Source organism: Streptomyces sp. Wb2n-11 (assembly GCF_001049855.1).
Classification (GTDB): domain Bacteria; phylum Actinomycetota; class Actinomycetes; order Streptomycetales; family Streptomycetaceae; genus Streptomyces; species Streptomyces altiplanensis.
Map to the genome: position 1 here is coordinate 5,025,375 of NZ_CVPB01000001.1, position 19,725 is coordinate 5,045,099.

The following is a 19,725-nucleotide window of genomic DNA, read 5'->3' on the forward strand; positions in this document are numbered from 1 at the left end:
GCGGGGTTATTTCTGTGATTCTGTGGTTTCTGTGGCGGGGGTCAGACGGCTGGTTCGCTCAGCTGCGGGTGAACCAGGTAGCGCGGTGACGGCGGCCGGCCACGTCCACCGCTGCGGAGGACGGGCTGGGCGCGGATGTAGCCGTGCTCTTCGAGGAGGTTCAGCGCGGGGTCGAGGTCGGCCACGGTGGGGAACTCCGCGCGGGAGAGCTTGGTCATGACCTCGCGTTTGCTGACCTCGGTCCACGCGTTGGCGCGCAGCAGCTCGTAGACGATGCGAGCGCGGTTGGCGGTGTGGTCGGCTCCCATGAGGTCGAAGACCGCGAGGGCGTGGCCGGTGAAGTAGTCCGAGAGCTTGACCGCGTCGGCCATGGTGTCGGCGGGGATGGGCCGCGTGTGCCCGTTCTCGGTGTGCGTGGCCAGGTGGAGGAGACCTGCGAGGCGGCAGGTTGCGCCGCCAAGTTTGGCTGCCCAGTTCCCGACGTGCCCCAGGTCTCCGCCGCGCTGACGAAGCCGCGGCTCCTGCCGTCGCTCGTAGGCGACGAGCACCTCGTTGGCTTCCGGCGAGAGCTGAAGGACGGCGGGGTCTGTCCAGTCCGCGAGGGACATGGTCAGGTCGATGACGCGATTCTCGTAGGTGTCGGCCACCTCGTCGGGGATCGTCTCCGGCAGGATCTTGCGGTGCCCCACCAGGGACTGAGGCAGTGAGTAGAGGAACCGGCCCAACAGTCCTCGATCGCCCGCTCCTTTGATGCGGCCGATGTCTTCCAGGACGGACGGTTGCACGGTCAGGCCCATGGTCAGGGCGGGGGATTCGATGAACTCCTCACGCCCCCGGCGGTCGACCCGGAGGCGGTCGCCCGCCTGTCCCCTGAGGAAGACCTCCATGTTCGGGGTGCCGGAGTAGCGCCCGGCGATGATGTCGAAGATGCCACCCTCCGCGCTCATCACGGAAAGCCTGCCGCCCTGTTCGGCCAGCAGCGAAGCGATGACTTCCGGGGTGGCGTCGTCGGCCAGCAGGCGGGGTTTTGCGGGAACCGTGAGCCCTTCAGCGGCTTGCGCCAACCCGATCGCTTCGGCAATGAGTTCGTCGCGCTTGTCGGCGTCTGCGCGGGCCGCCTTGGCGGCTGCGTTCTCCGCAACTTCCTTGGCGAGCTTCGCGGTGAGCTCGGCCTCGATGATTCGGCCGGCGGACGCGGCGGCCAGCATCGTCTCGGACTTGTAGAGCGGGTTCGTCATCAACGAGAACACCGCCGACTTCCGGTTGCCCGGTGGCAGCGCCACGACCACGAACGCGTTCGTCGGCTCGCGCCACCGCCCCCGGACGTGGACCACGGTGCGGCCCCCGGCAGCGGTAGCCAGCACGGCCAGGGCGAGGGAGGCGGCCATGTCCACCGGCGTCTGCGTCTCCTCCGCCACCGCCCGCACGAAGTCCCCCAGCCAGGCCGGGAAGACCTCGGTGGGGAAGGCGGGCAGTTCCCGCCGTGCGGTGAGCGGGATCGGGTCTTCCCACGGCGCGGTGGCTGCCTGCTGCGCGTCCAGGGCCTCGAAACCGGCCCACAGCTCCGAGCTGTCTACGGGCTGTGCGCTCATGCCGCACTCGCCTCCAGAGCGCCGCCCCGGACGAGTCCCGAGCGGATCGCGGTACGGCACTCTGCGGCGGACAGGCCGATCGACTGTCCGGCGCTCATCAGCTCGCTGCTGACGGAGGTCTCGGTGAAGTCGCCGTTGCGGATCATCCGTGCGAGGGCGTAGGCGGCGAAGTACACCGCACGATTACGACCGCCCTGGCGGGCGGACAACACCTTCTCCAGCTCACCACGCAGTGCGGCGGTGCTGTAGGCAGTGGCGTTGCGCATCCGGGCGGACAGCTCTGCCAGCGGCATCGGAGCCGGTGCGGGCTGCGGGGTAAGCAGGTCACAGAGCCACGCAGGGAGGGGGGCCGGGGGCGCGTCGTGAATGACCTCGTAGGGCGCTCCGCCGACGACGCTGCCGGCCGCAACCACGTACCCGCCCCAAGCGCGGGTATCGACCTTCCACCCCAACGTGCCGCCCGTGCTGCGTAGCCGCTTTTCACCAGGCGCGGTGAAGTACAGGTGCTGTCCGCCACGGCGGGTGCGCACCGTGTAGGTCTCGGTCGGCAGCCGCGCGCCAGCCTGCTCGCACAAGGCGGCGAACACGTCCAAGCCATCGGCCAGGCCCGCCCACTCGGGCGGCGCGGTGTCCGTGTCGTCCTTGGGGAGATCGAGGTCCAACACGACGAGTCCGGCCGGTCCGGTGGCGATGCCGACGTTGTAGGGGGCTGCCTGCCAGCACTGGGTGATGTGCTCCGCGTTGCGGGTGGCGCGCTGTTCGGGGGTGCGGTGCCCGTCCGCGCATCGGCCGGTACGGGGGCAGCGGGCCTCAGCGTGCCCGGCGGGCCGCTTGTCGTCAGGCCGCAGAGGAAAGACGGGCCAGCCCCGTGCGGCGACGGCCAGGGCGGTACAGAGCAGCGCCGAGGAGTTCGTTGGTGTCATGCTAGGGGTTCTCCTGTTTCTGCGAAGGGACAGAGAGCCGGGGCGGTCGCGGTCTTTGGCGAGAGGCGACCGCCCCGGGCGTATTTATTGGTGCTTGGCCCAGCGGGCGTACTCCTGGCGGACGTAGCCGCGCGGGTTGGCGATGGACTCGGGGTGCCCGGGGCCGTAGGGGTCGCTGTTGCTCGCGGAGGGCCCCAGCACCAAGGCGTTGTCGATGACCAGCACCCGACGCCCGGCCTCGGTCGCGGCCTCAGCCGCGTCATTCGGTTCGACCTCGTCGGCCTCACAAAGCGCGATGCGGTCCAGGACCGCGGCCTTACGAAGCCAGAACTCCCTCACGTCCGCCAGACCGATGGGGGAGATGGCTTCGCTGGCGCGCTCTGCGGTCCAGCCGATCTCACTGATGATGCTCGGCGCGCTCTTGTAGGCGAGTTCCGGTGTCGGCCACGGTGCGGTACCGGGCCGCTGCTCGGCGGTGATGTAGAGACGTACCTTGCTGCCGGCAGGGCTGGGGTACCGTCGCGCGTTGCCGGTGGTGAACGTCTGGGACAGCGCATTGGTGATCTGGCTTGCCTCGGGTTCGGTGCAGATGATGCGGATCTCGAACATGGGTCAGTGCTCCTTGGGGTTCTCGATGGCGGGGAGTTCGGGCAGCCCGGCCCGGGTGAGCTGGGTGGGGTCGAAACCGGGCAGCGCCTCGCGGTGAATGAGGGCCTGGGCGAGCGCCTGCGCGTACTGGGCGCCCTCGCGGGCCACCTCGATCTGCGCCCCGGCGCGCAGGGCTTCAACGCGTTCGATGTGGCCGTGTTCCTCGCGCCGCTGGGTGGTGTGCCGCTCGTGGGCGAGCGTGTCACGGCGGTCGGTGCGCCAGTAGCGGGCGGCGATGCCGTAGGCAGCGGTGGTGGCCAGGGCCCACAGCAGCAGCGGCAGCGGCAGGCCGTCGGCGTATCCGGCGACTCCGGCTAGGGCCAGCGCGCCGGAGCTGGCGAACGCGGTCCCGGCGATCACCGGGTCACCCGCGCGGCCGGCCGACGCGAAAGCGCCGGCGGTGGCTGCCCCGGCGGCCAGGACGACCATCAAGGCCGCGTTGCCGGTTGAGTGTTCGGCGCCGTTGGCGTTCCAGACCCGCCCCAGAATCAGCACGGTGGACGTGGCCACGGCGGGGGCCGCCTTGGGGGCGGCGAGGGCGAGCCAGTGGCGGGCGACGATGGGTTCGTTCATGACCGGCCTCCTAGAGGTTGCCGAGGGCGTCTACGACGGCGGTGGTGAGGTCGTTCATGGGCTTGGAGGCTCCGGTGGAGGCGAGGTAGAAGCCGAACATCGTGGCGATGAAGGCGGAGCCGTAGCCGAGGGTCTTTGAGCGGAGGAGGAAGAACAGGACGAGCCCGAACAGGGCGACGAGAGAGACGGTGATGGCCACGGTGGAATCTCGCTTTCGGTGGGCGAGGAGAGCTGGTTAAGATCCGCAGGTCCCCGGGTGCTCGCAAGCTTGGGGATTTGACCGGCGACCGCGCCTGCCTAGCTCCTGCTCGGAGCGGGGTCCGTCTCATGACGGGCGGTCGCCGGTCGCTTTGTGGCCGCTTGGGTCAGCGGGTGCCGTCGCGGTGGATGCGGGCGGCGACGTTGAACAGGTGGCGGCCGACGCGGATGCGCTTGCGGTCGCCACGGCAGCGGCGGCAGGTCTTGCCGGACCTGAGCCGTCCGCGCCGGTCCTTCTTGAGCGCGTAGCCGAAGCCCTTGCACTTGCGGCAGTTGCCGAACGGCGAAGCCGCGCACAGCCCGCCGTAACAGATTGTGATAGCCAGCAGGCAGGCGATAGCTAGGAGGGCAGGGGGCATGAAGGGCCTCCACAGGCGGTTTCAGAGGTTTCCGCAGGTGGGCCGCTATACGCTAGCGACCTGATCAGCGCTCATGTGAGCTGCTATCGGGGCTGCTATCGATAGCGGGTCAGCCCGCTATCGATAGCAGCCTCGGACGGTCAGCTCGCGTCCCGGCTTCGGTTACGCTCCGCTACCACGGTGGTGATGTCGTCGCGCTTGATTCCGCGCTTGTTGACGAACTTGCCGTCGATCCGGCGCCCGACCTGCCCGGTGGCGATGCCGTAGGGCTTGAGGGCTGCGGTCAGGTGCGCGGTCTGCTCCTCGCCGCTCATGCGGGCCCAGTCGCCGTAGCGTTCGGGCCGCAGCTCCGCGAGGCGCTCCACGATCGTCTCGTTCCACACCTTGGCCTCATCGGCGGGCATGACCGCGAGGATGTCGGCCAGCAGGGTGTCCGCGACCTTCTCCTTCTTCGGCGCGTCCAGGTCGGGCAGTGTGCCGGCCGCCGCGCGGGCGGCCTTGGCGCGCTCGCAGATCTTGTCGGCGGTGGCGTTGTCGATGTAGTAGGAGCGGACGATCTGCGGGTTCGGCCCCGCCCCGACCAGGTAGCCGATACCCAGGTCGGCGGCGGTGAACGAGGTGGCGCGGATGCCGTTCTTGTACATCGAGGTCCCCAGGACCATGTCGTTCTCGGGCTGGCCCATGACCTGAAGGCAGAACCGGATGCCGACGTTGGCGCTGATGGCCTTGGGCAGGCTGTCGGCGTCCGGGCGCTGGGTACCGAGCAGCAGGATCACCCCGAGTGCGCGGCCGCGCTTGATGATGGCGGTGGCCAGTTCGGCGGCCTTCTTGCCGAACTTCTCGTGGGTGAAGACTTCCTGGCACTCGTCGATGGACATCACCAGCGGGTGCAGGCCAAGGGAGTTCTTCGCCGCGAGGGCTGGGGTGACCTTGTTCTCCGGGCAGATGTCCTTGGGCAGCTTGTTGATGACCCGCGCCCGCCGGTCCAGTTCGCCGTAGACGTACTCCATGGCGTCCACGCAGCCTTCGACCGTGGCGTCATCGCCGGGGCCGGAGCCGTAGGAGTGGGAGATGGGCTGGAACGAGGAAAAGTCGCCGGTGCCCTTGAACTCCCAGGTGTGCAGCTCCGCCGTGGGGTCCATGGCCGCCGCCAGCAGCAGGATGCGCAGGGCGAACGTCTTGCCGCGGCCCGGCATGGCGCCGGTCAGGAAGTTCGCGTACATCAGGTCGAAACCGACCTGCCGGCCGCGCGGGTCCGTTCCGTACGGGACGGGCTTGAACAGCGAAGCGGTGCCGGTCTTGAGCAGCGGCCACGACGGCTGGGGGGCGCGGGCCATGTCCTGATCCCCCACCCACAGCATCACCCGCCCCGGGTGCTCCCCCGGGACAGGCTCGGGCCACACGCAGCCCAGCGACTTGCGCAGACCCGAGGCGAGGCGTTCGCGCCGGTCCAGCACATCGGACACGGTCACTCCGTACGGGAGATCCAGGTCCGCGCGCCAGCCCTTGCCGTCCCGCTGGATCGGGGCCTTGAACTCGATACCGGGCTTGCCCTTGGCCGCCTGCTTGTTGATCTCCGCGATACCGAGAGCGGCGAACGCCCGGGCCACGATGTCCGAGGTCAGGCGCTGCACCTGCGGCAGGTCCACCGCACGCGTGATGACCGGTGCATCCTCGGGCCGCCCCGCATGACCCAGGGCCAGCAGCAGCGCACTGACCGACACGGCCTGAAGCCAGCCGGGGGCCAGCACGTACAGGGCAAGGGCTGCACCCATGCCGATCAGCCCGGCGAGTACGGCGACCAGGGTCCGCAGCCGCACCCGCGCATCACGCTGCCGGGACAGCTTGAGGTAGGTGGCGGCGTCCTCCTTCTCCACCATCGCCAGCCGAACCGGCTCACCCTCCTTATCGGCAACCCAGCGCAGGGTGCCGCCGACGAACTTGGCGGCCCCGCGTGGTGACAGCAGCGCGAGGCGGGCGGCGTAGACCGGGGAGCGGAAGGCGTGGTACCCGGCCTTGTGGCCGTAGTGCCCGGCCACCCAAGCGGTGGCGGCCTTGAGTTCCGCCGTGGACTTTAGCCACATCGGGACGACCGGGCGGCGCTTGGCGCCCTTGATGCGGTCCATGAACCCGGGCCCGACCGGGGCCGGTCCGTCGACCATCACCGGGGCCGCCCCTGCACCCGACTGAGCCGGGGCCGGGCCGGTCGACTCGCCCGCCTCGGAGTCGGCCGACCCGGTACGGGCCGACCGTGCCTTGTCGAGGTCGACCACGTCCGCACCCGAGTCGGCGGGCATGTCGGCTTCGAGGCGGTTGAACAGTTCGCTTTCGTCGTCGTGATTCACTGCTGATTCCTTCCGGAAACGGAGGGGTTGGAAGGGGCCCGGACGGCGCTTTGGTAGGCCGACCGTCCGGGCCCCGCTGAGCGAAGTGGTGCAGGTCAGGGGGTGCACTGTTCTTCGGGGTAGGCGCAGGTCACGCACATGCCGAGTGATGTCGGGATGCAGTAACCGGCGTCCGTACGGCAGTTAGGGCAGGTGCGGCGGGCGGCCATCGCCTTTGCGTGGGCAGCCCACTTCGCGGGAGTCATCGGCCGTACCGGCTTCGCCCGGTCGATGCGGTAGAGGTAGGTGACCAGGACGCCGGCCTTTCGGCGGCGGGAGCGGCGCATCACCTGTGCGGCGACTGTCTGACCGCCGGGGCGTAAGCCGCGGGCTCGAAGCTGACGGCGGGTGGCGTAGCCGTCCGGGGCGAAGCGCCACTGGAACGTGGGTATCCCGTACGTGGTGCCGTTCGGGTCATAGCACTTGCCGAATGTCGGGGACATCAGGCGACCTCTGCCCCGGGCTCGCGTCCGGCAAGGAACTGAGTGGCGATCCAGTGGGCGTAGGCGGGGGGTACCGCCTTGCGGGCTTCGCGGTTGGTCATCCACGTGCAGCCCATAGCGTCTGCGTAGGCACGCTCGCCCTTGTGTTCAAAGGCCAGCAGGCCCTTGCGGTGCCAGCACGGCGGGACCAGGTCCCCGCCGCCGCCCCAGGACGTCTCGAAAGCCCGGTGGCGGCGGACACTTAACCCGAACTGGGTGCCACACAGCAGGTAGTCGGGGCGCAGCAACTTGCCCCAGGCCGTCTCGGGCACGTTCTCGATCACCCACGGCACGCCTGATGCGGCCAGCCGCTCGCGGCCGGCGGCGAGCAGGTCAGGGTGGTCGTCCTGGCGGCCGCGCCAGGCGGTGACACGGGCGTAGCGCTCGCACGGCCACGACGCGTGGACCAGGTCGAAGCCGTCCAGCGGGAAGGTGAGCGCGTCGGCCCGGTGGAAGGTGAACGGGTAGTTCGGCTGAGGGGCGATGTCCACGCCGGTCACTTCGAACCCGGCCAAGTGGTAACCCATGGATAATCCACCGGCGCCGCAGCACAGGTCCAGCAGCCTGAGGCCATTCGGCTGCCGCAGTGGCAGTACGTGCCCGCTCATGCCGACACCGCCTCAGGCTCTGCGCTGCCCCTATCCCGCTCGGCCCGCAGCGCGTCGCGGAGCATCCGGCCGTTGGCCGACGACGTACGGACCGCCTTACGGATCGCTTCAGCAGTCAGCTCGCCATCCGACCAGTCCGCCGTAGCCTCGCGGGCCTCGCTCAGCAGTTGGTCGGCGGTTCGGGTCGGTCGGGGCGTGCGAGCCGACTGCGGTACCCGACCAGTCGCCCGACGCGGAGTCTGCGCTACGGAGGTGACCGCCTTCACCGGAGGCGGCTCGGGCGGCTCGGTCGGCAGCCCGAGACCTTCCAGGACGCGTTCACGAGCCGTCTCGTCAGGGGCAGCCGATTCGGTCTCAGTCGGCTGGGCAATCGGGTCCGGGTCGGCCGACTCGACCGCCGGGAGTTCGGCCACCGCAGGGGCCGGTTCGGGGGCCGACTCATGCAGGTCAGACCTCAACCGATTTACGGTGATCTCAGGCGTTTCATCCTTGTTTGTGGACAGCGTTGGAGTGCGTGGGCTGGGTGCGGTGAACATGGCCGCGAGGGCGGCGTCGGCGCCGCTGGTGACGCGTTCGCGCTGGATGTCCAGTAGGCGCACACCCAACGACGCGTCGCCCAACCCGACCTTCCGGGCGAGCTTCCAGGACGTGCGGTCGGACGACGCTCGTACCCGCTTCTGCGGGTGGTTCACAGCTCGGGCCCGGTGGTATGCCAGCGCCCGCACGACGGTGGCGGCCTTGGCCTCCGCCTCAATGTCACGCCCGTCCTGGTGGACCACGATCCGCCGGGCCAGGAACGCCATGCCCTCCGCCGACACGCACATGCCCATCGGCGTCACCGCGTAGATCACCGTGCGGCCCGGATCGTCGGCGGCCATCGCAGCCATCGCGGACGCGGCGGCGGGAAGGGCCCACAGGCCCAGCCGGATGATGGCCGGGGAGGACTGCCCCAGCATCGTCAGGCCGAGCAGTACGAGCGCCAGGACGGCGGTCGCGCCCTCGCCGGCCGCGACGGCGCCCAGCGCCGTACCGGAGCCGTAGGCGTGGCTGATGTTGCTGTACGTTCCAGCGCCACCGGCGACCCCGGTGGCGAGCATGGGCACGAACGCAGCCGTCAGGACGACTTTCTGCGCCTTGGTCAGGGACTGTCGGCTGGTCATCACGCCACCTCCCAGCCGGTGCCCGTACGGCCCTCGCGGCGGCCGTTGACCGTGCCGCGTACCGGGCTCAGGCCCTTAGCGACGTACCAGCCGCCTCCTGCCTGCTTCGCCACGTACATGGCCTCATCCGCCCGGCGCATGAGCGTGGGCAGAGTGCCGGCCAAGTCGCCGTCGTTGCGGATGGCGCCGATGGAAGCGCCCAGCTCCACCCGCTGGCCGTCGAAGGTGAACGGCTCGCACAGCGTCTCGTGGAGGTCCTCCAGGGCCGACATCAGATCCACGTCGTAAGCGGCCGTGGCCACGGCGGCGAACTCGTCGCCCCCCAGCCGTGCCGCGCATCCGCTCATGCGGATCGCCCAGTCGTTCAGGCGCGCGGCGACGATGATCAGCCCGACATCCCCGGCCGCGTGGCCGTGGGTGTCGTTCAGGGCCTTGAAGCCGTCGAGGTCGATGACCACCACGGACGTGAGGCTCTTGCGCAGGTCGCGTCCGGCGCGGGCCTCGAACGCCTCACGGCGCATCAGGCTCGTCAGCGGGTCGAGGCGGGCGACCTCGATCCGGCGCCTCAGCCGCAGGCTATGCACGGACCATCCGGCCGCTAGCGGCAGGGCGGCGGCCAGAGCCGTCAGGGTCTGGCTCATGCCGCCACCTCCCCGGCCTGGGTGGAACGGTCGGCGTCGCGGGCGGCGCGCAGGAACGGCACCGTGCGGGTCAGCGCGTCCGCGTACAGCGCGTCCCATGCCGCGATCTCGTCACCGCCCTCGCCCTGGGCGGCCAGTTCCGCGATGACCTCGCGGGCCACCGCCTCGCGGGCCGCCTGCTCCTCGGGCGACTCCGGGGTGAGCGGGCCACGGAACAGGTCGCGGTCAAGGCCCAGCGGCAGCTCGTCGAAGCCGAGCGCCAGCTCTTCGAACTCCACAGCAGTCAGCACCTGGTGTGTGCCGATGTACGTACGCATGTCGATTGCTCTCCTCGAAAGCGAAGGGAGCCGGGGCGGCCTCGGTCCTTGGCGAGAGGCAGCCGCCCCGGCGGGGGGGTGAAGAAAAGGAGCGTGGTCGCGGCCCTTGGCGAGAGACGACCAACCGGGGGTCAAGCCGTGCGGCTCACCTCAGCCCCGCCCGTACGAGACGGGCGGAGGAGGCAACCGACCGCAACGCGTTGAGCGCTGCGGAATGAGGCTGGACCGCGCGAGCTGCACCGGACTGAGGTCGGGGCGTCTCGCGCGGCGGTCATGAGATGACGCAAGGAGCCTTGCCGTCGTACCGGTCCAGCACGGCCGGCGCCCGCGTATGTCGACGGAACACAGCAGCCTCCAAGTGGGAGAACTCAGAGCTTCACTGGAGCACCGTTGCCACGGTGCTCCAGTCCCGAACCTAGGAATCGGGCGCGTCATCGTCGCTGCTCTGACGCCAGCAGGGCGGCGCGGACTGGGTGGCACCCCGAGGGGTGTTCTCCAGAGCCAGCACGCAAAAGGGGCCGCCGACGACGTCACCCGGTCGTCACGGGGACGAGGAATCTCACCTCGTCGATTGGCACGCTGTTCAGTTCTCAACGAACCAACGCTTCCTTCGAACCCGTTTTCAAGGGGCCCTCTGGGCGATGACTTCAGATTGACCTAGGTCAATCTGACTGTCAAGGGGAACTCAGGCAGAAACCGGAATTGACCTAGTACAGCTACGCTCGGGGGCATGGATTCCAGCCCCGAAGCGCCCAAGCCGACGGCCAAAGAGATCGCCACGAACCTGCGCGGTCAGATTGCGGACGGCACCTACGGGCCCAACGCCCAACTCCCGCCGGCCCGCAAGCTGGCCAAGGAGTTTGGTGTGCAGCTCATGACGGTGCAGAGCGCTATCCGACAGCTGCGAGACGAGGGGCTGGTCGTTACCCAGCAGGGTCGGGGGACGTTCGTCCGCGACCCCGCCGTGCCACTCGGCACGGAGGCCGGCAGCAGTCCAGCCTTCACCGCGCTCGCCTCGGAACTCAGCGTGATTCACGAGACGCTCCGGCAGCTCGGCGACCGGATGGACCGCTTGGAGCAACTTGTCGGGCGTGAAACTCCGCCCTCGCAGTGAGGTCATCCGCGCGGCGCAGAAGCCGTGTGGCCGTGGCCCGCGCCTCGCTCAGACTCGCTGTGATCAGCGCGAGTTCAGCGGGCGTGAGGCCGTCCCACTCGTTCGATCGCTCGTTGATCCTTGGCATGCGAACGAGCATGTGGCCGATAAGCGCGAAGGACCCGGACAGAGTGTCCGGGTCCTCTTTCCTTGCAGGTCAGTTGTCTTGACGCTCCATCAGTGAAACAGAGAGTCGACGACGTCGAGAACGGCATCCCAGGGCAGCCCGCGCCCAGCGGCCCCCTCGCGCGGCTCGTACAACGGCCAAACGTCAGGCCCGTACACCAGCCGGACATCCGCTTCGCGAAGCGTGTCGATGTGCCGCCGCCACGCGGGATGGCGGGCGTGGGCTGCATTGACGCGCGGAAAGACGACGACCGGCAGGTCCAGGGTGCCGATCGCCTCGCCCACCTGCGTAAGTGCCTGATTGTCTGCGATACCCACAGCCAGCTTGGCCACAGTGTTCGCACTCGCCGGGGCGACGACGAAGCAGTCCACTGGAGGGTGTGGCCGCGCCTTGCCCGGAAGCCGCGGGGTGTCCCGTACGGGAAGCCCGGTCAGCTTCTCCAGTTCCTCGACCTCCCCGATGGACCGCAGCCACTCGCCGGCCGTCGGCGTCAGGGTCACCGCGACCCGCCAACCGCGTTCTACGGAAGGTTCGACCAGGCCGGTTCGCAGGCTTTCCACTCCGCCGGCGCCTGTGCCGACAACACCGAGCACTCCGCGCGTATTCGTCCTCACCGACTTACTGCACCGCCTTGCATCGCTGCGCCATGATGAACACCTCGGACGAGCGGGTGCCTCCGCTCACGGGCGACTGCTTGATGAGATCCCGCAGCGTCTCCCGCACACGGGGATTGTTGCGTACGAGCTGCGGGGACGTGCGCTCGGCCGTACGCAGCTCGGTGAAGGCGTCGTCACCACGGCCCGCCAGGGTGAGCGCGCGGGCGTAGTCAATGCGATGTGAGACACCGCGCTCGGGTTGCATGTGGTCCACGTCGACCTCGCCGTTCTCGACCACGTACGAGACGTTGTCCAGGTCAAGTTCAGCCGACAGCTTGTGCAGCATGACGTTCGTCGGACCGAAGCTGGTCTGCCAGTGGTTCGCGTCCGAGCCGAGCCGGTTTGCCAACGTCTCAGCCCGACCGAGCAGGTTCGTCGCGGTGGGCCGGTCCTGATGGCGAGCCGCCGCGATAGCGGCACGCAGGTGAATCATGCCGAGCAGGCTCAGTGCCTCGGGGTCGTCCTCCTCGATGCGGGAAGCCAGCCATGTCGCCGTGGTCTCGCCCAGCTCCATTGCGTCGTCATACCGCCCGTTGGCGAGCAGTGCATGTGTGCCGGAACGCGCGGCGGAGGCCAGTACCAGCGGATCACCGGACTCATCCGCCGCCCGCATCGCGCGCTCAGCGGCCAGCCACGAGATATCCGACTCGCCCACCTTCGCGAGCGTCGTCGCTGCGAGGTGATGCGTCCGGGCGGAGACTGCCCAGCAGTCCATTCGCTCCTGTGCCGAGCGCGCCGCACGGTCCTCCAGTTCCTGTGCGGCCTGGAGCAATCCGGGCAGAGCCGCCACGACGTTGCCGAGCCGCCCGCCCTGGTAGTCGGCCCAGCTCCGCTCCACCATCGGCCGGACCGCACCGGGCATGGGTAGCTGCGCCTCTGCCTGCGGTCCGAAGAGTAACCGGGAGAGGCGGCGAGGGCTCATGAGCGCGTCACGCACGGCGGGTACGTCATCTTGCTGTTTGTCGTCCTCCATGAAGACCGTCTGACCGATCAGGTCTCCGAGCGGGACGCGCATGACGCGCGCTAGCTCGGCGAGCATGTCAATGCGGGGCGGCTGCCGACGGCCGGTCTCCGCCTTCGCGAGCCAGTCAGTGCTGCGCCCCACGAGACCGGCCAGCACCTCTTGGGTGTAGCCGCGGCGCTTGCGGTAGAAGGCGATCCGTTCCCCAATGCTGAGGTGATCTCCAAGACCACGCATACGTGCTGCCTCCTGAGAGTTGGGCCAGTCTCACGGTATCGAGACGGCCACAGGGCGGACCGGAACCCTCCGTGCGTACCGGCCCGGCCTGGAACGAGGATGGGCGACGCCAAGCGAAGAGACCCGGACGGTATGTCCGGGTCTCTCATGAACGTCGGGTTGCCTTTTGGACCAGTGCCTTTTTGAGTAGGCCCCAATGCCCTTGGCGGCGCGGCCTGCCTCCTGTCACCGCCCCGGCTGGCTGCGTCCGGCGGCGCGCTACGCGCAGCGGGCGGAGTGGGAGAAACCCTCTGTGCGTGGGGCGGTCCGCAGGATCACCACCTGCCCGAGTTGCCGGCTAGCGTACGACCCCCTGATCAGGCTCAACCCAAAACCGGCAGGCCACCGGCCAAGCCAGATCCACCGACGGGGCCCCCGTCAGTCACGGCGTTGAGGGAGATTTCTGGCCTGCAGAACAAAAAGTGCCCACGCCACTCTCTTTCGTTCCTTCCTGTCTTGGTTCCACTCGGAGAGCGAAATTGCGCCACTCAGAACGCTTCCGATTCCAGGGTGCAGCAGATTTCCTACGGGACCTACGCTGGCCTTGCCAATTGTTCGCAGCCGCCCGCGCCCTTTGATGAATCGCTCCATCACGTCTATAGAATGCTTAGCAGCGAGATCGTTTACCTCACTGGCCAGCGCAAGCGCATCCGCATCCGGTCTGTCTGCTTCTGCCAGGAAATTGCGAAACTCCTCTAGCTGGGAGTGCCCCCGCAGGTCTTCCAGAGACTCGTGGTAGGCCCCGCTCGGACCGAGGTAGTCGACCGTCCGCATAGCGATCGCTTCTTCAGCCGCCTGAATCTGCCATTGCTCGAATGTCTCAACCTTTGGTCCGCTAGTCTCCAGGGAGCGCAAGGCTCGAGCCATTGTGCTGTTAGTAATGACATCCAGGTCTTTATCCAAGGAAGCCGCAATTCCCAAATCCTGAATAAAGAGACGCGCATCTGCGGCATTTCCCTGACCAAACCCGGGGGTGATGCCCCGCGAGTGATTATCGGGCCTAAAGTCGAATTGCAGGCTGCGCTTGATTCGGTCCACGGTTTCGAAGTAGTCGTCTGGGCGCTTCTCGTAGATCAAATCGGCGGCCGCGTGAAAGTCTTCGTGGCCGTACTGTTCGCGCGCCACTAGTGCGCGCTGCCACAGCTCTGGAAAATCTGTCACAAACTGCACGTACGGAAGCTCCTGCAAATCCGAAGGGCAAAACTCGCGGGAGACGAACCAGATTTCGTCATAGCAAAGGAGGAGCCCTGTTACGTTCTCCAGAACGGCGTTGGGCACAGCGGAACCAGAAATGGTTTCACCGACGCTATTGCGGTAGTCGTAGGTGAGAGGGGTGGAAAGTCCTACAAATGCGCGCTTCATATATCCCCCATATAGCGACGTGGACTCCACGCTAGCGACCAGCAGCGCCTCCTACACCTCAGTTGGCCAAACCGATCCGGAAGGGGGAACTGCAGGCGTGTCACTCGTTTCCATGCTAAGAGATCCATGCCACGAAGCAGTAGACCAAGGCGCCCAGTAGACGTTTGTGGCCGCCGTGCCGATGCATGCCATATGGCGTGGTAGATGGCGTTCTTCCACATGCTCATCCTGATCAGGAGCTGCTGCGCCAGGGCCAGTACAGCGCGTCAGGCCATGAGTGCGAGCAGCCGTTGAAGGCCTGCGGCTTCACCTTTCGGCCGTGAGACGATGGCTCGACGAGCCTGCCGCATGTGGCGGTACCCGGGTCAGCACATCTGGTGGAAGTGGGCGGACCTCCCGTCAACCCGCTAGATCCCTGCCCCCACCCACACCTGTTCCGTTTCTGGCATCAGCGGCTGACGTCAACGGCGGGCGCTAGCGGACTAGAGTGCTTGATGTGTCGCCGCACTCACTCGAGATGCGCGGATAGGGCTGCTATTGCACGTTCAGTCACGTCCCGGACTTTGCCAAGGCCAGAAATGGTGATCAGGCGCCCCTCTGTCTGGTATTTACGAATCACAGGAACCGTGCTGTGACTCCAAAGCTCTAGGCGACTCCCGATCACGCGCCTCGAATCGGCGTCCCGCAGAGCGAGACCGCCACCGCAGACGTCACAGACCCCATACTGCTTAGCCGGCATGTAGTCGGTGTGGAAAACGTGAGTGGAATCCTTCAGGCAGATCCGTCGTCCAGCCATGCGCTTGAATATTTCTTCATTTGGGATTTCCAGGTCTAGGGCAACGTCGATCTTTTTGCCTTCTAGCGCCAGCAGTTCATCCACCTTCTGCGCCTGGGTGATTGATCTCGGCACGCCATCCAGAATGAACCCGCGATGGACGTCAGGCTCGGCCAACCGCTCCGAGAGCATGGTCACGAAAACCTCGTCCGGAATCAAATTACCTGACTCGATACATCGCTTGACGGTGGCACCAAGCTCTGTTTGCGCATGGACGTGTGCCCGGAATAGGTCTCCGATGTGTACAGCCGGAATTTCCAGTTCTTGACTGAGGAACGCTTTCTGAGTCCCTTTACCTGACGCTGGCGGCCCCACGAGAACGATCCGAAGTGCCTTCCTGGAACGCAGCTTAGGGACACTCGCCCCTTGCTCTTCGGACTGCGCTGCGATGAGCACCTCCTTTGCCGATAGCAGCGTCGCCTCCGCCTGTGCTCTAGCAGTCGCGAGGAGAGTCTCTGCCTCGGACCGGGCAGCAGCAAGCATCTGGACTGCTTCTTCCCTCGCCTTCTCTAAGACGCGTTCGGCAAGTTCCGGTGGCGGAAGTGGCAGCTCACGAGCCGGGGCCGCCTCGGCCAGATCTTTCGGCCAAGGAGCGCGACGCGCACTTTTGAGCGCGTTCGCTGCTCGTCGCTGGTGGAGCTTCGCCTTCTTCCAGCGTTCTCGCCAGTCCTCCCGTATGCGGGCATCGTCGCCTACCAGTTGACGCACTAGTTCCAGCGTGAACTCCATGGACGGGAGCCTCTTGCCACCGAGGGCCTCGGAGATCGCTGAGGTGGAGAGCGTTACGCGTCCTGCAGCTCTAGCTGCGGCCTGGATCTCGCGGTAGGCGGGGGCGCCACGATCGACATGCAGTGTGCGGAGCGCGTCGGCGAAGGTGGACAGCTCACGCTCATAGGCATGGATGCGCCCAAGATCAGTAGAGTTTGAAGGCTCAGTTGCCACCACGGCTACCCCTCCCGCTTCCGGATGTCCAGCGTAGAGGGGTTCCGCCGAATTTTGCCGAAGAGTTGCGAACGCGCTTCGCGTTCTCCTGTGTTCGGCTCATACCGCCATAGATCCGGTCACGTTCGAGCCTCTCCGAGGCTCGTCGTTCCGCTACCCGTGTGAGTGCTGTCGCCGCTCTCATTGAGTCGTCGCACGGACCGCCTCGATGGTCGGGGAGACCGAATCTGTGCGAGAAACGAGGTTTTCTCATGCCCCGCCTGCCGCGCACGCCCTGCCCATCGTGCTCGCGCCCGGTCGCCCTGCTGCCAACGCAGCGAGTTGGATACGGATCGATCTACGACCACAAGAAGGAGCCGCGTGCTTTGGTGCTGTGTCCCGGCAGCATGGTCCACGTGGCGTACTCGGAGGGGACCGCGTGGCAACTGGAGCTGGCCGACTGGGAGGAAGTGGGCTCGGCGGGCGAGTCGATCGCACTGTTCTGATCTCGCGTCGCCGATGCCGGCGGCGCTCTACGTTTCCGAATTCGACCTGTCGGCTCCCGACCTGTGCGACACACTGCGGGCCATGTACTCGGCATGGATGACGCTCGCGGCGGCCAAAGACCCTGCCGTCTGGGCACCTCTCTGGGCAATCGCTGGTGTCGTGGTCACGGGTGGCTTTGGGCTCGGCCTCGCGTGGGTGCAGCACCGTACGACAATGAAGCAGGCGGAACTGCAAGCGAGCCGTGAACTTAGTAAGTGGCACCGTGAACTGCGGCGTCAGTCGTACGTGGATTGCCTCGTCACCTATGAGCGGTTGCGCGACATGATCGTCCCGCTGAGCAACTCCATTGCGTGGCCGGTCTCCGGTGCGCTCACCACCGATGAAGTGTCCCGCCTGGATGCCCTGCTTGTCTTGCTCGACGAGCGGTACGACGAAGCGTTCCAGCGGTGTCAGGTCGTGCGACTTGAAGGGCCTGTGGACCTTGCTGAGACCGCTCAGAGGCTGCTGTTAGCCGGTTCCCGCTTCCGGCATGCAGCCGAAGCAAGGGCGCAGGCGGCCAAGAGGGGGCAGCTCCTCGTGGGGCGAGGCTGGGACGACGCGGCTGAGGGGATGAACGACGCGTTGGAGTCGTTCATTGAACAGGCAAGGGCCGTAATCGCTGTTGATTGATCAGCACCTCCGCTGATAGTGGCGACTCCGGCCCTGTGGACTACGCGTGCGTCTGATCTGGCGAGCCCTTGCGACGCACGGGGGCCTATGGAGCCATGTGCGCGGGGCCGTCTGGGGGCCGTCGAAGGGCAGCCTGCAGCGACCATCAACGACCACGGAGCACCACTCGGTTGCAGGTCAGCGGCATCGGAACATGGGTTGTTTGAGGACAGCTCTACGCTGCTCAACTTCCTGCGCAACAAGAAGCAGGAGTGGGAGGAGTACCGCTCCGAGGTCACCGCCTTCGAGCTCCGCAAGAACCTGCCGGTGCTGTAGCGGCAGCCCCGGGCCGTCGGGGCCGGCGGCCGTCAGGGCCTCTCCGGCGCCTGTCCGGGCGTAGAGCACCACCCGGCCCGTGCGGTGCGCTCACCAGGCCCGCCGCGCGCAGCGCCGTCAGGTGCTGGGAGACGCCGCCCGGAGTGAGGCCGACGCGGCGGGCCAGGTCCGTGGTGGAGGCGGGGGCGGTCAGCTCGGCCAGCAGCAGGGCGCGGGTGCGGCCGAGTACGCCGGCCAGGGCGCCCGAGCAGGGCTGGGGGCGCTGCTCCCAGAGGGTGCCGACGCCGCGCGGCGGGTAGCGCAGGGTGGGCTGCCCGTCGTCGTCGCCGAGCGCGGAGAAGATCCGCGGCCAGGTGAAGGCGGAGGGACGAGCAGCAGCCCCCGGCCGTCGAGGCGGCGTACCCCGCGGATGCAGCGGTGGGTCATCTGGAGCGTGCCCGCGTCCCAGGTGAGCTGCGGGTCCAGGTCCTCGAAGAGCCGCCGGGCGCCGCCTTCGGCGAAGTGCTTGGCGCGGTGCAGGATGTCGCCCTCGAGCAGGGCGAGGACGCGCGGCCAGTACGGCGCCAGCGCCACCTCCCAGTACGCGGCGATCACGTCCGCCAGCCGGCCGAGCCCGCGCCCGGCGCGTTCACCGCGTCGCTCGACAACCTCGGCGCGCAGATCATCAATACCCTCCTCCCGGTGCTGTTCGCCCGCGAACTCGGCCTGTCCGCGGGCGTCCTCGGCCTGTACTGGGCGGCGGGCGGCGTCGGTATCCTCCTCGGCGCGCGCTGCGCCCGCCCCGTCGCCCGCCGCCTGGGCCACGGCCGCGCCCTCGGCCTCGTCGGCCTGTGCGCCGCGCCGGCCGCGCTGCTGATCCCGCTCGTCGACCGGGGGGCCTGGCTCTGGCTCGCCGGGGCCGGCTGGGTGCCGGCCACGTTCAAGATGGGCGTCGACAACGTCCTCGGCGTCATTCTGCGCCGGCGCCCGACGCCCGCCCCGCTCCTCGGCCGCATGAACGCCACCTTCCGTTTCATGCTCGGCGGTGCGCTCGCCGTCGGCTCCGCGGTGGCGGGCGTGATCGACGAGTTCACCGGGGTGCACACGGCGCTGTGGGTGGGCGGCTGCTGCCTGGCGCTGGCCTTCGTGCGGTCTTCCTCTCCCCGGTCCGTACGCGACGGGAGCTGCCGCGGGAGGAGGCCGCTGTGCCCCGGGTGAGTACCGGGGCGGGGAAAAGCCGGTGCGGCGGGACCGGCGACGATGGGAGGGTGCGCGGATGAACCGATCACTGATCTCGCGGCTGGCCCATGCCAGTCATCCCGTCGCCGCCCCGCTCGGCGACGAATCCGTACGCCGCCTCCTCGGGCGGGCCGTCGTCCGGGGGGACGAGCGACTGCTCGACCTCGGGTGCGGGCAGGCCGAATGGCTCGTACGGGCGCTGGTCGCGCATCCGGGGACGACGGCCGTGGGCGTCGACGTGTCGGCCGACGCGCTGGAGGAGGCGCGCGAGCAGGCCGACGCGCGGGGCGTCGGGGACCGGCTGGTGCTGCATGAGCAGGATGCCGGGGCGTTCGCCTCGGAGCGGGGCTTCGACGTCGTGATGAGCGTGGGGGCCACCCACGCCTTCGGCGGGCTGACGGGCACGCTCGCCACGGCCCGCGAGCACCTCGCGCCCGGCGGCCGGGTGCTCGTCGGTGACGCGTACTGGGAGGCCGCGCCCAGCGCCGGGGCACGGGAGACGCTCGGGGAGTACGAGGATCTGGCCACGACCATGGACCGGGTGGTCGCGGACGGCTGGACGCCCGTGTTCGGGCACCTCAGCACCCGCCGGGAACTGGACGACTACGAGTGGCACTGGACGGGGACCCTGGCGGAGTGGGCCCTCGACCACCCCGGGGACCCTCTCGCCCAGGAGGCCCTCGCGGCGGCGGACCGGCACCGGTCCGAGTGGCTGCACGTGTACCGGGGCTGCTTCGGGTTCCACACCCTGGTGCTGCGGCCCACGCCGGCCGGCTGAAA

At 68.1% G+C, this 19,725-nt stretch carries 21 protein-coding genes and 1 pseudogene; 5 read left to right on the top strand and 17 right to left on the bottom strand.

Annotated features, from left to right (window positions below; genetic code table 11):
* Nucleotides 1-41 precede the first annotated feature (41 nt).
* The 12 genes from BN1555_RS22885 to BN1555_RS22940 form a co-directional block, all read right to left on the bottom strand.
* Nucleotides 42-1,592 (bottom strand): YfjI family protein, encoded by a 1,551-nt coding sequence (locus BN1555_RS22885; RefSeq protein WP_093801127.1) that lies wholly within the window; start codon nucleotides 1,590-1,592, stop codon nucleotides 42-44.
* Nucleotides 1,589-2,515 carry a bifunctional DNA primase/polymerase gene (locus BN1555_RS22890; protein ID WP_093801128.1) on the bottom strand — a complete coding sequence of 309 codons (927 nt, stop codon included), beginning with the start codon at nucleotides 2,513-2,515 and terminating at the stop codon, nucleotides 1,589-1,591. Before BN1555_RS22890 ends, BN1555_RS22885 begins: the two co-directional genes overlap by 4 nt.
* Before the next feature lie 84 nt (nucleotides 2,516-2,599).
* On the bottom strand, nucleotides 2,600-3,124 hold the full coding sequence (locus BN1555_RS22895; protein WP_093801129.1) for a hypothetical protein: 525 nt from the start codon (nucleotides 3,122-3,124) through the stop codon (nucleotides 2,600-2,602).
* A gap of 3 nt (nucleotides 3,125-3,127) precedes the next feature.
* The gene (locus BN1555_RS22900) at nucleotides 3,128-3,736 is read right to left on the bottom strand and encodes a hypothetical protein (RefSeq protein WP_093801130.1); all 609 of its coding nucleotides are present in this window, start codon (nucleotides 3,734-3,736) and stop codon (nucleotides 3,128-3,130) included.
* Between the two features lie 10 nt (nucleotides 3,737-3,746).
* Nucleotides 3,747-3,935, bottom strand: a complete 189-nt coding sequence (locus BN1555_RS22905) for a hypothetical protein (protein ID WP_093801131.1) — start codon at nucleotides 3,933-3,935, stop codon at nucleotides 3,747-3,749.
* 166 nt (nucleotides 3,936-4,101) lie between these two features.
* Complete coding sequence (locus BN1555_RS22910; RefSeq protein ID WP_093801132.1) at nucleotides 4,102-4,353, bottom strand: hypothetical protein; 252 nt, start codon at nucleotides 4,351-4,353, stop codon at nucleotides 4,102-4,104.
* Between the two features lie 140 nt (nucleotides 4,354-4,493).
* Nucleotides 4,494-6,698 carry a cell division protein FtsK gene (locus BN1555_RS22915; RefSeq protein ID WP_093801133.1) on the bottom strand — a complete coding sequence of 735 codons (2,205 nt, stop codon included), beginning with the start codon at nucleotides 6,696-6,698 and terminating at the stop codon, nucleotides 4,494-4,496.
* 95 nt (nucleotides 6,699-6,793) lie between these two features.
* Nucleotides 6,794-7,180: an RRQRL motif-containing zinc-binding protein gene (locus tag BN1555_RS22920; RefSeq protein ID WP_093801134.1), complete on the bottom strand. Its 387-nt coding sequence runs from the start codon at nucleotides 7,178-7,180 to the stop codon at nucleotides 6,794-6,796.
* Nucleotides 7,180-7,827, bottom strand: a complete 648-nt coding sequence (locus BN1555_RS22925) for a class I SAM-dependent methyltransferase (RefSeq protein WP_093801135.1) — start codon at nucleotides 7,825-7,827, stop codon at nucleotides 7,180-7,182. The genes BN1555_RS22920 and BN1555_RS22925 overlap by 1 nt, the downstream gene beginning before the upstream one ends.
* Nucleotides 7,824-8,987, bottom strand: a complete 1,164-nt coding sequence (locus tag BN1555_RS22930) for a conjugal transfer protein (RefSeq protein ID WP_093801136.1) — start codon at nucleotides 8,985-8,987, stop codon at nucleotides 7,824-7,826. Before BN1555_RS22930 ends, BN1555_RS22925 begins: the two co-directional genes overlap by 4 nt.
* Nucleotides 8,987-9,628, bottom strand: a complete 642-nt coding sequence (locus tag BN1555_RS22935; protein WP_176710105.1) for a GGDEF domain-containing protein — start codon at nucleotides 9,626-9,628, stop codon at nucleotides 8,987-8,989. The genes BN1555_RS22930 and BN1555_RS22935 overlap by 1 nt, the downstream gene beginning before the upstream one ends.
* Entirely contained in the window at nucleotides 9,625-9,945 is a 321-nt protein-coding gene (locus tag BN1555_RS22940; RefSeq protein ID WP_093801137.1) for a hypothetical protein, read from the bottom strand. The genes BN1555_RS22935 and BN1555_RS22940 overlap by 4 nt, the downstream gene beginning before the upstream one ends.
* A 730-nt stretch (nucleotides 9,946-10,675) precedes the next feature.
* Here BN1555_RS22940 and BN1555_RS22945 point away from each other — a divergent pair.
* Nucleotides 10,676-11,059, top strand: a complete 384-nt coding sequence (locus BN1555_RS22945) for a GntR family transcriptional regulator (RefSeq protein WP_093801138.1) — start codon at nucleotides 10,676-10,678, stop codon at nucleotides 11,057-11,059.
* 216 nt (nucleotides 11,060-11,275) lie between these two features.
* Here the strand turns inward: BN1555_RS22945 and BN1555_RS22950 are convergent, their stop codons facing one another.
* From BN1555_RS22950 to BN1555_RS41665, 4 genes are all read right to left on the bottom strand, one after another.
* On the bottom strand, nucleotides 11,276-11,785 hold the full coding sequence (locus tag BN1555_RS22950; RefSeq protein WP_255306132.1) for a flavoprotein: 510 nt from the start codon (nucleotides 11,783-11,785) through the stop codon (nucleotides 11,276-11,278).
* A 58-nt stretch (nucleotides 11,786-11,843) separates the two neighbouring features.
* Complete coding sequence (locus BN1555_RS22955) at nucleotides 11,844-13,079, bottom strand: helix-turn-helix domain-containing protein (RefSeq protein WP_093801140.1); 1,236 nt, start codon at nucleotides 13,077-13,079, stop codon at nucleotides 11,844-11,846.
* A 417-nt stretch (nucleotides 13,080-13,496) separates the two neighbouring features.
* A complete protein-coding gene (locus tag BN1555_RS38545) occupies nucleotides 13,497-14,480 on the bottom strand; it encodes a hypothetical protein (protein WP_141662880.1) in 984 nt (327 codons plus the stop codon).
* Nucleotides 14,481-14,988: 508 nt separating this feature from the next.
* Nucleotides 14,989-16,044 carry a nucleoside monophosphate kinase gene (locus BN1555_RS41665; protein WP_369688992.1) on the bottom strand — a complete coding sequence of 352 codons (1,056 nt, stop codon included), beginning with the start codon at nucleotides 16,042-16,044 and terminating at the stop codon, nucleotides 14,989-14,991.
* A 711-nt stretch (nucleotides 16,045-16,755) separates the two neighbouring features.
* Here BN1555_RS41665 and BN1555_RS22965 point away from each other — a divergent pair.
* The gene (locus BN1555_RS22965; RefSeq protein WP_093801142.1) at nucleotides 16,756-17,412 is read left to right on the top strand and encodes a hypothetical protein; all 657 of its coding nucleotides are present in this window, start codon (nucleotides 16,756-16,758) and stop codon (nucleotides 17,410-17,412) included.
* A 198-nt stretch (nucleotides 17,413-17,610) separates the two neighbouring features.
* A complete protein-coding gene (locus tag BN1555_RS22970; protein WP_218058199.1) occupies nucleotides 17,611-17,727 on the top strand; it encodes a glutamine synthetase in 117 nt (38 codons plus the stop codon).
* A 33-nt stretch (nucleotides 17,728-17,760) separates the two neighbouring features.
* Here the strand turns inward: BN1555_RS22970 and BN1555_RS22975 are convergent.
* Nucleotides 17,761-18,345 (bottom strand): annotated as a pseudogene (locus tag BN1555_RS22975) (winged helix-turn-helix domain-containing protein); the annotation flags it as partial.
* Nucleotides 18,346-18,408: 63 nt separating this feature from the next.
* Here BN1555_RS22975 and BN1555_RS22980 point away from each other — a divergent pair.
* Together BN1555_RS22980 and BN1555_RS22985 are read left to right on the top strand one after the other, a co-directional pair.
* Nucleotides 18,409-18,924, top strand: coding sequence for an MFS transporter (locus tag BN1555_RS22980; RefSeq protein WP_369688993.1), 516 nt, complete (start codon nucleotides 18,409-18,411; stop codon nucleotides 18,922-18,924).
* A 58-nt stretch (nucleotides 18,925-18,982) separates the two neighbouring features.
* Complete coding sequence (locus BN1555_RS22985; protein ID WP_093801144.1) at nucleotides 18,983-19,723, top strand: SAM-dependent methyltransferase; 741 nt, start codon at nucleotides 18,983-18,985, stop codon at nucleotides 19,721-19,723.
* Nucleotides 19,724-19,725: the final 2 nt, after the last annotated feature.

What these genes read in the sequence shown, in the direction of transcription:
- BN1555_RS22885 (WP_093801127.1), bottom strand. Translation starts at nt 1,592, where the DNA reads ATGAGCGCACAGCCCGTAGACAGCTCGGAGCTGTGGGCCGGTTTCGAG.
- BN1555_RS22890 (WP_093801128.1), bottom strand. Translation starts at nt 2,515, where the DNA reads ATGACACCAACGAACTCCTCGGCGCTGCTCTGTACCGCCCTGGCCGTC.
- BN1555_RS22895 (WP_093801129.1), bottom strand. Translation starts at nt 3,124, where the DNA reads ATGTTCGAGATCCGCATCATCTGCACCGAACCCGAGGCAAGCCAGATC.
- BN1555_RS22900 (WP_093801130.1), bottom strand. Translation starts at nt 3,736, where the DNA reads ATGAACGAACCCATCGTCGCCCGCCACTGGCTCGCCCTCGCCGCCCCC.
- BN1555_RS22910 (WP_093801132.1), bottom strand. Translation starts at nt 4,353, where the DNA reads ATGCCCCCTGCCCTCCTAGCTATCGCCTGCCTGCTGGCTATCACAATC.
- BN1555_RS22920 (WP_093801134.1), bottom strand. Translation starts at nt 7,180, where the DNA reads ATGTCCCCGACATTCGGCAAGTGCTATGACCCGAACGGCACCACGTAC.
- BN1555_RS22925 (WP_093801135.1), bottom strand. Translation starts at nt 7,827, where the DNA reads ATGAGCGGGCACGTACTGCCACTGCGGCAGCCGAATGGCCTCAGGCTG.
- BN1555_RS22930 (WP_093801136.1), bottom strand. Translation starts at nt 8,987, where the DNA reads ATGACCAGCCGACAGTCCCTGACCAAGGCGCAGAAAGTCGTCCTGACG.
- BN1555_RS22935 (WP_176710105.1), bottom strand. Translation starts at nt 9,628, where the DNA reads ATGAGCCAGACCCTGACGGCTCTGGCCGCCGCCCTGCCGCTAGCGGCC.
- BN1555_RS22940 (WP_093801137.1), bottom strand. Translation starts at nt 9,945, where the DNA reads ATGCGTACGTACATCGGCACACACCAGGTGCTGACTGCTGTGGAGTTC.
- BN1555_RS22945 (WP_093801138.1), top strand. Translation starts at nt 10,676, where the DNA reads ATGGATTCCAGCCCCGAAGCGCCCAAGCCGACGGCCAAAGAGATCGCC.
- BN1555_RS22955 (WP_093801140.1), bottom strand. Translation starts at nt 13,079, where the DNA reads ATGCGTGGTCTTGGAGATCACCTCAGCATTGGGGAACGGATCGCCTTC.
- BN1555_RS38545 (WP_141662880.1), bottom strand. Translation starts at nt 14,480, where the DNA reads ATGAAGCGCGCATTTGTAGGACTTTCCACCCCTCTCACCTACGACTAC.
- BN1555_RS41665 (WP_369688992.1), bottom strand. Translation starts at nt 16,044, where the DNA reads ATGGAGTTCACGCTGGAACTAGTGCGTCAACTGGTAGGCGACGATGCC.
- BN1555_RS22965 (WP_093801142.1), top strand. Translation starts at nt 16,756, where the DNA reads ATGCCGGCGGCGCTCTACGTTTCCGAATTCGACCTGTCGGCTCCCGAC.
- BN1555_RS22985 (WP_093801144.1), top strand. Translation starts at nt 18,983, where the DNA reads ATGAACCGATCACTGATCTCGCGGCTGGCCCATGCCAGTCATCCCGTC.